Origin of the sequence: Streptomyces sp. NPDC002701, assembly GCF_042889045.1 — a bacterium.
Lineage (GTDB): Bacteria > Actinomycetota > Actinomycetes > Streptomycetales > Streptomycetaceae > Streptomyces.
The window spans coordinates 673697-686533 of the sequence record NZ_JBIAQL010000003.1 but is presented as its reverse complement, the minus strand read 5'-3'; the positions used below and the strand labels follow the sequence as shown (position 1 = coordinate 686533).

At 73.9% G+C, this 12837-nt stretch carries 12 protein-coding genes; 6 read left to right on the top strand and 6 right to left on the bottom strand.

Annotated features, from left to right (window positions below; all coding sequences use genetic code 11):
* Positions 1-313 precede the first annotated feature (313 nt).
* A complete protein-coding gene (locus ACFYXC_RS11480; protein ID WP_388918737.1) occupies positions 314-757 on the bottom strand; it encodes a hypothetical protein in 444 nt (147 codons plus the stop codon).
* Positions 758-1011: 254 nt separating this feature from the next.
* On the opposite strand from ACFYXC_RS11480, the gene ACFYXC_RS11475 reads away from it, so the two are divergent.
* From ACFYXC_RS11475 to ACFYXC_RS11465, 3 genes are all read left to right on the top strand, one after another.
* Complete coding sequence (locus ACFYXC_RS11475) at positions 1012-2607, top strand: aromatic amino acid ammonia-lyase (protein ID WP_389549610.1); 1596 nt, start codon at positions 1012-1014, stop codon at positions 2605-2607.
* Positions 2608-2652: 45 nt separating this feature from the next.
* Positions 2653-3573 carry a MurR/RpiR family transcriptional regulator gene (locus ACFYXC_RS11470; RefSeq protein WP_389549607.1) on the top strand — a complete coding sequence of 307 codons (921 nt, stop codon included), beginning with the start codon at positions 2653-2655 and terminating at the stop codon, positions 3571-3573.
* 138 nt (positions 3574-3711) lie between these two features.
* The gene (locus ACFYXC_RS11465) at positions 3712-4296 is read left to right on the top strand and encodes a hypothetical protein (protein ID WP_389549604.1); all 585 of its coding nucleotides are present in this window, start codon (positions 3712-3714) and stop codon (positions 4294-4296) included.
* Positions 4297-4340: 44 nt separating this feature from the next.
* Here the strand turns inward: ACFYXC_RS11465 and ACFYXC_RS11460 are convergent, their stop codons facing one another.
* The 5 genes from ACFYXC_RS11460 to ACFYXC_RS11440 all read right to left on the bottom strand — a co-directional run bounded on the left by ACFYXC_RS11460 (position 4341) and on the right by ACFYXC_RS11440 (position 8263).
* Complete coding sequence (locus tag ACFYXC_RS11460) at positions 4341-4715, bottom strand: hypothetical protein (protein ID WP_389549601.1); 375 nt, start codon at positions 4713-4715, stop codon at positions 4341-4343.
* Between the two features lie 35 nt (positions 4716-4750).
* On the bottom strand, positions 4751-5233 hold the full coding sequence (locus tag ACFYXC_RS11455) for a roadblock/LC7 domain-containing protein (RefSeq protein ID WP_388918725.1): 483 nt from the start codon (positions 5231-5233) through the stop codon (positions 4751-4753).
* Positions 5234-5271: 38 nt separating this feature from the next.
* Positions 5272-6054: a transcriptional regulator gene (locus tag ACFYXC_RS11450; protein WP_388919052.1), complete on the bottom strand. Its 783-nt coding sequence runs from the start codon at positions 6052-6054 to the stop codon at positions 5272-5274.
* A 170-nt stretch (positions 6055-6224) separates the two neighbouring features.
* Positions 6225-6623: a hypothetical protein gene (locus tag ACFYXC_RS11445; protein ID WP_388918722.1), complete on the bottom strand. Its 399-nt coding sequence runs from the start codon at positions 6621-6623 to the stop codon at positions 6225-6227.
* Positions 6624-6820: 197 nt separating this feature from the next.
* Entirely contained in the window at positions 6821-8263 is a 1443-nt protein-coding gene (locus ACFYXC_RS11440; RefSeq protein WP_389549596.1) for a diaminopimelate decarboxylase, read from the bottom strand.
* Between the two features lie 115 nt (positions 8264-8378).
* Here ACFYXC_RS11440 and hutU point away from each other — a divergent pair, with 115 nt between their 5' ends.
* The 3 genes from hutU to ACFYXC_RS11425 all read left to right on the top strand — a co-directional run bounded on the left by hutU (position 8379) and on the right by ACFYXC_RS11425 (position 12801).
* Entirely contained in the window at positions 8379-10052 is a 1674-nt protein-coding gene (gene hutU / locus ACFYXC_RS11435; RefSeq protein ID WP_388918716.1) for a urocanate hydratase, read from the top strand.
* A gap of 110 nt (positions 10053-10162) precedes the next feature.
* A complete protein-coding gene (locus ACFYXC_RS11430) occupies positions 10163-11443 on the top strand; it encodes an allantoate amidohydrolase (protein ID WP_389549592.1) in 1281 nt (426 codons plus the stop codon).
* Complete coding sequence (locus ACFYXC_RS11425) at positions 11440-12801, top strand: formimidoylglutamate deiminase (RefSeq protein WP_388918710.1); 1362 nt, start codon at positions 11440-11442, stop codon at positions 12799-12801. Before ACFYXC_RS11430 ends, ACFYXC_RS11425 begins: the two co-directional genes overlap by 4 nt.
* Positions 12802-12837: the final 36 nt, after the last annotated feature.

Genomic DNA, 12837 nt, shown 5'->3' with positions numbered 1-12837 from the left:
GCTCCCCGCCCCGGCCGGCACCGAAACGGCGCCAAGGACAACCGGAGCGGCTCCCGGGCCTCCCTGGACGCCACGGGCGCGTGGCCCGGCCCTGACCCGGCCCGCGTCCCTCGCGGGGACCGCCGTCGTCCCGCCCCCCGGCAACGGGGGTGCGGCGGTCCCCGCGCAAGCTCACGAAGGGCCCGGTACCTGACAGGTACCGGGCCCTTCGGTGTCCCGTGCTGCCCGTGGTCGCCCGTGTCGGGTCGTGACCGTCGTGCCGGGCCGTGAGCGTGCGTGATGGGCCGTGGTCGGCTGTGGCTCCGCTGCGGACCTACCAGTCCACGTCGGACTTCTCCGACTCCGGCTTCTCCTCGCCCCGGCCGAAGAGGTTCGGCGAGAGGCGCGCGGCCTGGACCACGTTCACCCCGACGATGCCCGTCCAGGCGACCAGCAGGCCGGGCAGGTCGGCGATCGCGCCGCCGATGGCGGACAGCGGGATGGCGACGACGAGGGAGACGATCCCGAACCCGAAGCGCTCGCCCCAGGAGTCCGAGGACCCCTGCGGGGAACGGGCGTCCCGGGCCACCACCATCTGCTGTTCCGCGAGCTGTCGGCGCACCCGGCGGTCGACCGCGCCGTCCAGGCGCTGCTCGACCTTCTCCAGGAAGGAGTCGACCAGCGCGGACTCGTACTCCTCGCCCAGTTCCTTGCGTATGTGCAAGGTGGCGTCGAGTTCCTTCTTGAGTTCGGTGTCGCGCGCTTCCATACCGGTCATGGGGTCCACGGTAGGCAGGCGGGGCGCGCTTGGCACGGGGGTTAGCCCCCCTGTCCCCCCTGGGCTCCGCCCCACCGGGACCCGGCCGTGGGCGTGATCACGGAGGTTCGGGGGAGGTCGGCCCTTGCCCGGCTGCATATGGTCATGCAGAGTTCTCCGTACTTGAATAGCCCGCCGACGCGCGGTGGTGAAGGCGGCTGCCCGTGGCCGTCAGGCAAGACCCCCACGCCCGGACTGAGGGGAGTTCGCGCTCTATGCCGTCTCGGGATGTGGACACACCGACCGCGGTGACGACCGGCCTCGTGGTGCTGGACGGATACAGCACGGGTGTCACCGACGTCGTCCGCCTCGCCGACGGGTCCGCGCGGCCCGTCCCCGGCTCCGAGGCGATGAAGCGCGTCGAGGAGTCCTGGGACGCCGCCCGCCGGATCGCCGCGACCGGCCGGGTGTACGGCCGCTCCACCGGGGTCGGCGCCAACCGCAACGAGGACGTGCCCACCGAGGCCGCCGCCGAGCACGGCCTGCGCCTGCTGCGCAGCCACGCCGGGGCCGTCGGCGAGGAACTGCCCGCCCGGGAGGTCCGGGCGATGCTCGCCGTGCGGGCGAACCAGCTCCTCGCGGGCGGGGCGGGTCTGCGCCCCAGCGTCGTCACGGCGCTGTGCGAGGCGCTCGAGACGGGGGCGTACCCCGTCGTGAACGAGTTCGGCTCGGTGGGCACCGGCGACATCGCCGCACTGGCCCAGGTGGGCCTGGCGCTGGCGGGGGAACACCCCTGGCGGGGTCCGGGCGCGGCCGGTTTCCGGCCGGCCGGCCGGCCGGGTGGCCGGTCAGGTGGCCGGTCCGGTGGCGGCGCGGGTGTCCTCGACACCGTGCGGGCGCCCGAGCCCCAGCCGCTCGACAACAACGACGCCCTCGCGCTCATCAGCAGCAACGCCCTCACCCTCGGCCAGTCGGCGCTCGCCCTGCACGAGCTGCGCGGACTCATAGGGGCCACCCAGGTCGTCGCCGCGCTGTCACTGGTCGCGGTCGACGGCTCGCACGAGGCGTACGCGGCTCCCGTACACGCCGCCCGGCCGCACCGCGGATCGTCCGAGGTGGCCCGGCGCATGCGGGAGCTGATCGGCGCGGTCGACCGCCCGACGCCGCCGCTCGGCCGCATCCAGGACCCGTACGGCTTCCGGTGCCTGCCCCAGATCCACGGCCCCGCCCAGGACGCGGCCGACGCACTGGAGGCGGTCCTCACCGTCGAGATCAACGCGGCCGCCGAGAATCCGCTGATCTGCGCCGAGGACATGGCCGCCTACCACCACGGCGGCTTCTACCAGGCCCAGCTCGCCCTCGCACTGGACCACTTCAGGCTCTCCCTGACCCAGGTGGCCCGTCTGTCGACCTCCCGCCTGTCGACCCTCAACGAACCCGCCTACACCCGCCTGCGTCCCTTCCTCGCCGACCACGAGCCCGCCTCCTCCGGCGTGATGATCCTGGAGTACGCCGCCGGGGCCGCCCTCGGAGATCTGCGGGCCTTCTCCGCGCCCGCCTCGCTCGGCCACGCCGTGCTCTCCCGGGGCGTCGAGGAGCAGGCGAGCTTCGCCTCGCTCGCCGCGCGGCAGACCCTGCGGGCGTGCGACGCGTACCGTCTCGTCGTCGGCTGCGAACTCGTCGCCGCCGTCCGCGCGTTGCGCCAGCGCGGCCTGCGTCCCGACCCGGAGCTGCCGGTGGGCAGGGCGCTGGAGATCGCCGAGCCGGTGCTCGACGCGGATCCGGCCGACCGGCCGCTCACGGACGACGTGACGGCGGCGGCCGCGCTGCTCGACCGGTTCACGGACATCTGGAGTGGGAGCGGGGCATGAGCGTGGACGGGAACACCGGCGTGAAACATGGGCATGGGCAGGGACATGGACGCGGACAGGGACAGGGACAGGGGCCCGGAGGACACGGCGGGCGCGGACGACCGGAGCGCGGGCGGCGGCGGTCCGCAGGCGGGCGACGGTCCCGCCGGCCGCCTGCAGTCGCTCTTCGAGGGGCACCGGCTGACCCCGACCCAGCGCCGCATCGCCCACTGCATGGTGCGCCGGGCCGCCGACGTGCCGTTCCTGTCGAGCGTGGAGCTCGCCGAACTCGCCGGGGTCAGCCAGCCCTCCGTCACCCGCTTCGCCGTCGCCCTCGGCTTCGACGGCTACCCGGCCCTGCGCAAGCACCTGCGCGAGGTGGCCCCGGCCGAACCCACCGCGGACACCGGCTCGTACAACGAGTACCAGCAGGCCGTCGAGGCCGAGATCGAGAACCTCCGCCATCTCGCCTCCGTGCTGGCGGACCCGCGTCCCGTCGAGCGGGCGGGCCGGCTCCTCGCCGCCTCGCGCCCGCTGCCGGTGCTCGGCCTGCGGGCCGCCGCGTCCCAGGCGTACGGCTTCGCGTACTTCGCGGCCAAGGTCCATCCGGACGTACGGCTGCTGCACGAGGGCGGGACCATGGCGCACGACCGGATCGACGCGGCGGTGCGGGCCGGCGCCACCACCCTGCTGTGCTTCGCGCTGCCCCGCCATCCGCGGGAGGTCGTGGACACCCTCGCGTACGCGAAGGAGGCCGGGCTGAGTGTCGTCACCGTCGCGGACTCCGCGTTCGCGCCGGTCGCCAAGGTGTCCGACCTGCTGCTGCCCGCCGCGGTCGGGACGGGGCTCGCCTTCGACACGGCCTGTGCGCCGATGCTGCTGGGGCGCGTGCTGCTGGAGGCGATGTGCGACGGGCTGCCGGACGCGCAGGCGCGCCTGGAGGAGTTCGATGCGCGGGCCGCGGCGCGGGGGCTGTTCGTGGAGTAGAAGGCAGGCGGCGGACGGGGGTGGGCGGGAGAGCCGGGTGGGAGAAACCGGCGGATTTTCTCGGCGCTCTCTCAGATTCGTCTCACGTTCGGCCGCTACTCTGCCCGCCAATTGCAGCGTCTGGTGAGGAGGCGGATCGTGGCGCGCGGAGGGCAGGGACTGGCTCGGGTGGCCGTCGTCGTACGGGCCGGAGCGGCACCGCTGGGATGGCTCGGGGTCGTCGCGGCGGGCGTGGGCGTACTGGTGCCCGGGATCACGGGACGGCGGATCGGGGTGCTGGCGGGCGCCGCGCTCTTCCTCGTCGCGGCGGCGGCCGTCCTGCTGACCCGGCGCAAGCGGTACGCGGCGCTCGCCCGGGGCGCCGCCCGCGCGAGCAAGCACGACGTGCTCCAGGACCGCGCCGTGTCCGTACGCAACTGGCGCCGCGGGCACCGGTGGTGGGTGCTGCTCGCCTTCGCCGCGGCGCTCGGTTCGGCGTTCGCCGTGCCGGCCGCCGGCGGGATGCTGCTGGCCGGCGCCGGGGTGGGCCTGCGTCTCAAGGCGGCCTGGATCGGCCGGCTCGAACGGGCGGCCGAGTCGCTCCTGTGGGTGCGGGTCGACTGGCTCGGGCGGGGTGCGGGCGTTCCGGCGGGCAGGCCGGTCAAGGGCTACCGCGCCACCGGGATCGCCGCGGGCGACGCCGCGCCCGGTGGGGCGCGGCGCCGGGGCGGGGTCCTGGTCTGACCCCCGCGGGTCTACGCAGGTCCCCGCGGATCCCCGCGGGGACCTCAGACCTCCAGGTCGCTCTCGATCCGCTTCAGCTGGTGCCGGGCCATCGCCAGGTTGGCGCGCTTGCCGTCGAGCACCAGGTAGAGGAAGAGACCGTTGCCGCCGCGGCCCTTGATCAGCCGGATCAGGTGGTACTGGTCGGACAGCGTGATCAGGATGTCCTCGATCTCGCCCTTGAGGCCCAGGTGCTCCATGGTGCGGATCTTGGCGCGGACGACGTCGGTGTTGCCCGCCGCCGCGACCGTGAGGTCGAAGCTCTTGCTGCCGCCGATCGTGCCCAGCGCCATGCCGGTGGTGTAGTCGACGAGAGCGGCGCCGGTCGCGCCCTCGATGGAGGCGAGTGCCTCTTTCAGTGCGGTCTCGGTGTTGGCCATGGTCGTGCCCGTCCTTTCGGTTCGGTGAACCGTGCTCAACGGCTTTCGCCGGTCGGCCCGGTGATGGTGCGCGCGGTGCGCGCGGTTCTGGTTCGGGGGGTGGCGGGTTTCGGCGCGGGCCCGGCCACCGGGGCCGGCTGGGCCTCCGCGGCGGCCTCGACGAGTTCGCCGATCCGGGTACCGGCCCGGCGCCCTTCGAGGTGCAGCCGGCCGACGTTCGCCCGGTCGCCGGCCAGCAGGGTCAGGACGGCGGAGGGGCCCGCCGCGTAGGTCGCCACGTAGCCGTGCTCGCCGCGCAGCAGCAGTTCGCGGAAGTCGCCCCGTCCGGTGGCGTCGGCCATGCGCAGGGCGACCCCCAGCGCGGCGGCGGTGAGCGCGGCCAGCCCCTCCGGTTCCACGCCCGGAGTGTCCTGGGCCAGCACGAGACCGTCGACGCTGGCCGCGAGCGCACCCGTCAGCTGGGGCACCCGGGCCCGTAACCGGTGCAGTTCGTCGCGGACTTCCGCCTCGGCCGCCATCAGCTGTCTCCTTTCGGCACGCTGTCGGAGCGCGCGGATCACAGGGCCTCCAATGCGTCTCTGAGCCGGCGCAGCAGGGCCACGTCGGGATCCGCCGACGCCTGCGCGGCCTGGGCCGCCCGCATGGTCGCGGTGGAGACGGGGGACGGAGCGGATGGGCCGGCGCCCGGGGTCGGGGACTCCACCGTCCGCACCCGCGGTGTCACGATCCCGGCCGCCGTCAGCCTGCGGACGTCGACCAGGGTGTGGAATCCCGGCCGGCCGAGGACCAGCGAGATGTCCGCGGCCGTCCGCGCCCCGTCCACCTGGTCGAGAACCGTGCGCTGCCGCGGGGGGAGGACCGCGTCGACGGCACGGCCGGTCCGGACCAGTTCCGCGGTGTCCGTGCCGGGGTCCGGCCAGATGCGGTGCAGCAGCGCGCGGCGCCGCAGCGTCTCGCGCTCCACCGCGTCCACGGACACCGGCCGTACGGGGCCGATCCAGTGCGCGACCCCGTACCGGAACCGCGCGGGTCCGCTGCTGGTGCCGAGCGTGAAGAACGCGGCGTCGTACAGCGCGCCCAGATGGCACAGCTCCAGGGCGCCGGCGGCGAGCCGGCCGCTGTCCACCAGGAACCGTCCGACGCGACGCTCGGCCCCCGCCTGCGAGACCGCCTCCCACCAGCCCTCGGAACCCAGCGCCCCGCGGCGGGTGAGCAGCACGTCGAGCCCGGGCGTCGCGGGGCTCTCGGCGTGCACCACCTGGCCCTCGACCAGGTACAGCACGCCGCGCTCCCGCGTCAGGACACCGGTGGCCCGCTCCTGCGCCAGACGGCTCAGCATGGGGCTGAGCACGGACGGGGCCCCGGCGTCGGCGCGAATCCGCGGGCTCCCGGCGCCGGCGCGGTCCTGTGGGCTCCCGGTGTCGGTGCGGTCCTGTGCGCGGTCGTCGGGACCGCGGCCGGATCTGCCCAGGTCCGGCAGATCCGGCAGGGGGGTCGCCTCCATCGTGGTCACCCCACCACCAGCCGCTCCGCCATCTCGCCCAGGCGGATACGGGCCAGTGCGAGATTGCCGTCCGAGCGTCCCAGCCACAGATGCAGGAACACGCTGCTGTCGAAGGTCGTCCGGACGAAACGCAGGACGTGGTAGCTGTCCCTGTTGCTGATGATGAGGTCCTCCACCGGCGGCTGACCGCCGGACCAGTCGGCTCCTTCCTCGGGTGCGAACGCCTTGTGCTCCGCGGCGATCCGGGCGAGCTCCGCCGACTCGGCGGCGGTCGCCTCGTGGTCGCCGTTGGGTGAGTCCCCGACCGTGCCCAGAGCCAGCCCGCTGGTCCAGTCGACCACCGAGGCTCCCCGGGCTCCGGGCAGCCTCATGGCCTCCAGCAGGCACTCGTCGATTCCGGGCACGGTGCTTCCCTCCCGCCCGTCGGTTCAGCTGAGTGACGTAGAAGCTACGCACGGTGTGCACGACAGGTGAGAGATAGGGCATTTTCCTGTGGAACATGCCAGTTGCTGGCTAGTGTGGGTCGATTGCCCAGCTGATTATCAGACCTTCCGGTCTTTGCGGCCCGGAGCTTCCGGATGGCCCGGACGGCGCGGGCACCTCAGAAGGCGCCGGTCAGTGACTCCGCGTGCGCTCCTCCCGACTCGGCCACGATCTCGTCGAGGGTCTGCGCCGTGCGGACCACAGCGAAGCGCACCCCGCCCGCTCCGTCCGGACCGAAGCCGTGGACGGCCGGGCGGGCCAGCGAGTTGTAGCCGTAGTGGTGGGCGAAGTAGTACGCCCCCGTGTCCAGCGCGGCCGCGTAGTCGCCCTGGTCGAGCGGCGGCATCGACCGGCCCTCCGCCAGCAGGTCACCCGCGAAGCAGGCGGGCCCCGCCACGTCCTGCACCACGTCGGGCCCCGCCTTCGGGCGCCCCTCGGCGTCGTACGCGGCCACCCTGAGCGGCCACGACCGGGGCGCGTACACCGTGCGGGCCGCCACCTGTACTCCCGCGTGCGTCACCGCGATCGCCCGGCCGCCCGCCGACTTGGCGTACTCGACCCGCGCCAGCACGATCCCGTGCTTGGCGAGCAGTGACCGCCCGAACTCCGTGACCAGCCCGTACCGTCCGTCGAAGAGCCCCGGCACGGTCGCCGCGAGGAGCCGCGCGTACTCCCCGTACGCAGGGGTGTGGGCGTCCGAGCCGAAGTTCACCGGCAGCCCGCCGCCGATGTCGAGCGTGTCGATCTGCCGCCGTCCGGCACGCTCGTTGACCTCCTCCGCGAGCCCGTACGCCTCGGCCACCCCGCGTGCCATCAGCTCCAGCGGCATCCCCTGAGAACCGGAGTGCGTGTGCAGCCGGGTCAGCCACGGCCGGTCCAGATATGCCCGCACGACCCACTCGCGCGCACCCTCGTCCCGCAGCGCGACCCCGAACTTCGAGGTCGCCGTCGCCGTGGACAGGGCCTCGATCGAACCCCCGCCCACCTGGGGGTTCACTCGCAGTCCCAAAGGTGAGAGGGGTGTCGCCGACCGGACCAGCCCGTCGAGGCGTGCCAGCTCCTGGGGGTTGTCCGCGTTGACCGCGATGCCCAGGCCGAGGGCCTCCCGCAGCTCGGCCGGGGTCTTGGCGGGCGAGTCGAGGACCGTACGGGCCGGCGGCACCCCGGCCGCGCGGGCCAGGGCCAGTTCGCCCGGGCTCGCGACCTCCATGCCGATGCCCTCCTGGTGCAGCAGCCGCAGCACCGGCACGAGCGGGGTCGCCTTCACCGCGAACGCGTGCAGTACGGGCGTACCCGGAGCCGTCACCGCGTCGAAGGCCGCCCGCAGGGCCGCCGCCGATGCCCGGATGCCGGCGATGTCGAGGAGCCCCACGAGGGGAGTGTCCGGACCCACCAGTCCCTGCTCCACGGCCGCGCGCACGGCGTCGTGACGCCGCGCGGCCCCGTCGGCGGCCGCCTCCGTGTCCTTGTCCGGTCCCCGGTCGATGCCCGCGCCCGTGCCCCCGTCCGGCCGATCGCCCGTCGTGTCCCTGTCCGCTGTGCCCGTGTCGTATGCAGCCATGCATTCAGCCAAACACCCGTGCGGCGCCCCTGCTGGCCCCGGGGGGTATTGACTAGCTCTATTCAGGAGCTCAGGATGTGAATATCCACTGTGCCGCTTCGCCGGGAGGCAGACCATGTCAGGACCCCGCCCTGTCCGAGCACCGCGAGGCACGGAACTGAGCGCCCTGGGATGGCAGCAGGAAGCCGCCCTGCGGATGCTGCAGAACAACCTCGACCCCGAGGTCGCCGAGCACCCCGACAAACTCGTCGTCTACGGCGGCACCGGCAAGGCCGCCCGCGACTGGCGCTCCTTCGACGCCATGGTCCGTACGCTGCGGACGCTGAAGCAGGACGAGACGATGCTCGTCCAGTCCGGCCGCCCGGTCGGCGTCATGCAGACCCACGAGTGGGCGCCGCGCGTCCTCATCGCCAACTCCAACCTGGTCGGCGACTGGGCGAACTGGGAGGAGTTCCGCCGCCTCGAAGCCCTCGGCCTCACCATGTACGGGCAGATGACCGCCGGGTCGTGGATCTACATCGGCACCCAGGGCATCCTCCAGGGCACCTACGAGACCTTCTCCGCGGTCGCCGCGAAGAAGTTCGGCGGCACGCTCGCCGGGACCATCACCCTGACGGCCGGTCTCGGCGGCATGGGCGGCGCCCAGCCGCTCGCCGTGACGATGAACGACGGCGTCGCGATCTGCGTCGACGTCGACCCGCGCGCCATCGAGCGCCGCATCGAACACCGGTACCTGGACGTCCGGGCCGACTCCCTGGAACACGCCCTCCAACTCGCCGTCGAGGCCCGCGACGCCCGCCGCCCGCTCTCCATCGGCCTGCTCGGCAACGCCGCCGACCTCGTCCCGCGCATGCTCGCCGAGGGTGCCCCGGTCGACATCGTGACCGACCAGACCTCGGCCCACGACCCGCTGGCCTACCTGCCCTCCGGCGTCGACTTCGACGACATGGCCGCGTACGCCGCGAAGGACCCGGCCGGCTTCACCACCCGGGCCCGCGAGTCCATGGCCCGGCACGTGGAGGCCATGGTCGGCTTCATGGACGCCGGCGCCGAGGTCTTCGACTACGGCAACTCCATCCGCGGCGAGGCGCAACTAGCCGGCTACGAGCGGGCCTTCGCCTTCCCCGGCTTCGTGCCCGCGTACATCCGGCCGCTGTTCTCCGAGGGGAGGGGCCCCTTCCGCTGGGCGGCCCTGTCCGGCGAGGCGTCCGACATCCACAAGACGGACAAGGCGATCCTCGACCTCTTCCCCGAGGGCGACTCCGTCCAGAACGCGTCCCTCCACCGGTGGATCAAGCTGGCCGGCGAGCGGGTGCACTTCCAGGGGCTGCCCGCGCGCATCTGCTGGCTCGGCTACGGGGAGCGTGACCGGGCGGGCGAGCGCTTCAACGACATGGTCGCCTCGGGTGAGCTGGCGGCTCCCCTGGCCATCGGCCGCGACCACCTCGACTGCGGTTCCGTCGCGTCCCCGTACCGCGAGACCGAGGCCATGCTCGACGGCTCGGACGCCATCGCCGACTGGCCACTGCTGAACGCGATGGTGAACGTGGCCTCCGGGGCGTCCTGGGTGTCCATCCACCACGGCGGCGGCGTGGGTATGGGGCGCTCCATCCACGCGGGCCAGGTGACGGTGGCCGACGGCACGGCGCTGGCCGGGGAGAAGATCCGGCGCGTGCTGACGAACGACCCCGGAATGGGTGTCATCCGGCACGTCGACGCCGGGTACGACATCGCGGAGTCCGTCGCCGACGAGCGCGGCGTGCGGGTTCCCATGCGGGAGGGCGAGTGAGCGGGTCGTCGTCCGGCGGGGGCCCCACCCCCGGGCCCGGCCAGGGGCTCCGCCCCCTGACCCCCGACCGGCCTGAACGGCCTCGTCCGCACACGCCGGACGGGCTGAAGATGCCTGCCGCACAGCCTCGTCCGCAGGCGTCGGACGGGCTGAAAGGGACCGGGCCCTCCTCCTTTCTCGAGATGTGGCGGCAGTTGGGGTCCATTGGGCGCCACCCCGGCTCCGGTGGCTACCGGCGGTTCGCCTGGACCGGGGCCGACGCCGACTGCCGGGACTGGTTCCGGGAACAGGCCGAGGCGCGCGGGCTCGTCCTGGAGCTGGACCGGAACGGGAACCAGTGGGCCTGGCTCGGTGACCCCTCGGCGGGGGACGCAGTCGTCACCGGATCGCACCTCGACTCGGTGCCGGACGGCGGCGCCTTCGACGGACCCCTCGGTGTCGTGTCCTCCTTCGCCGCGCTGGACGAACTGCGCGGCCGGGGCGCACGGTTCACCAAACCGCTCGCCGTCGTGAACTTCGGCGACGAGGAGGGCGCCCGCTTCGGGCTGGCCTGCGTGGGCTCGCGGCTCGCCGCCGGACACCTCACCGTCGAGCAGGCGCACCGGCTCACCGACGCCGGCGGGATCACCCTGCCGCAGGCCATGGAGGCCGCCGGGTACGACCCGGACACCATCGGTCCCGACCCCGAACGCCTCGCCCGCATCGGCGCGTTCGTCGAACTGCACGTCGAGCAGGGACGGGCCCTCGACCTGACCGGCGACCCGGTCGGCGTCGCCGGCGCCATCTGGCCGCACGGGCGGTGGCGGTTCGACTTCCGGGGCGAGGCCAACCACGCGGGCACCACCCGCCTCGCGGACCGCCGTGATCCCATGCTGTCGTACGCGGAGACCGTGCTCGCGGCCCGCCGGGAGGCACAGCTCGCGGGCGCCGTGGCCACCTTCGGCAAGATCTCCGTCGAGCCGAACGGCGTCAACGCCATCCCCTCCCTCGTACGCGGCTGGCTGGACTCCCGCGCCGCCGACCAGGCGGCCCTCGACACGGTCGTCCACGGCATCGAGAAGGCCGCCCGCGAGTACGCCGACGCGCACGGCGTCCACCTCGACGTCGTCCGGGAGTCGTTCACCCCGGTCGTCGAGTTCGAGCACGCCCTGCGGGACGAGATCGTCCGCCTCCTGGGCAAGGAGGACAGCGCGGATCTGCGGGTGCCCGTCCTGGGGACCGGCGCGGGACACGACGCCGGAATCCTCTCCGCCTCCGTCCCGACCGCCATGCTGTTCGTACGCAACCCCACGGGCGTCTCGCACTCGCCGGCCGAGCACGCCGCCGAGGACGACTGCGTCGCCGGGGTGACCGCACTCGCCGACGTACTGGAAGGGCTGGCCTGCAAGTGAGCGCGCGAGGCACGACGTACTGGCTGGAGCACGCCTGGCTCGACTCCTACGTGGAGCCGGGCGTCACCCTCGACGTCGGCACGGACGGCCGGATCGCCGCCGTCCGCACCGGCGCCGACAGCCCGCCGCCCGGGGCGGAGATCCTGCGCGGCCTGACGCTCCCCGGCCTCGCCAACACCCACAGCCACGCCTTCCACCGGGCCCTGCGCGGCACCGTCCAGGTCGGCTCCGGCACCTTCTGGACCTGGCGCGAGATCATGTACTCCGTCGCGGACCGGCTGACCCCGGACACCTACCACGCCCTCGCCCGCGCGGTGTACGCCGAGATGGCCCTCGCGGGCGTCACGGCCGTCGGCGAGTTCCACTACGTGCACCACGCGCCCGGCGGCACCCCCTACGCCGACCCGAACGCCATGGGGGAGGCGCTCGTCGAGGCCGCCGCGGAGGCGGGCATCCGCATCACGCTCCTGGACACCGTCTACCTCGCCGCCGGTCTGCTCGACGCGCGCAGGGGGCAGCCCCCGAACCGCCACCAGCTCCGCTTCTCCGACGGCACCGCGGAGGCATGGGCGACACGCTGTTCAGTTCTCAAGGACCGGGATCACGCGAGGATCGGGGCGGCCGTCCACTCCGTACGGGCCGTGCCCGCCGGGCAGTTGGCGACGGTGGCGCGGTGGGCCGAGGAGCGGCGGGCCCCGCTCCACGTGCACCTGTCCGAGCAGACAGCGGAGAACGACGCCTGCCTAGCGGCCCACGGCCGCACGCCCGCCAGGCTGCTCGCCGACCACGGGGTGCTCGGCCCGCGCACCACGGCCGTGCACAGCACCCATCTCACCGACGAGGACATCGCGCTGCTCGGCCGCTCCGGGACCGGCACCTGTATGTGCCCGACCACCGAGCGCGACCTCGCCGACGGCATCGGGCCGGCCGTCGCCCTCCAGCGGGCGGGCTCCCCGCTGTCCCTGGGCTCCGACAGCCACGCCGTCGTCGACCTGCTCGAAGAGGCGCGCGCGATGGAGCTGAACGAGCGCCTGCGCAGCCGCACCCGGGGCCACTGGACGGCGGCGGCCCTGCTCCGGGCCGCCTCCGCGGACGGTCACGCGGCCCTCGGCTGGTCCGACGCGGGCACCCTGGAAGAGGGCGCGCTCGCCGACTTCACGACGATCGCGCTCGATTCGGTCAGAACAGCGGGGACGCTGCCGCGGCTCGGCGCCGAGACGGCCGTATTCGCCGCGACAGCGGCTGACGTGCGCCATACGGTCGTGGGCGGCCGGCATGTCGTACGCGACGGGGCGCACACCCTCGTCCCGGACGTGCCCCGCGCCCTGGCGGACGCGATCGAGGCCCTGCGCGCCTGACGCCCGTCCCGGCCCCAGCTCCCGACCTCATCGACG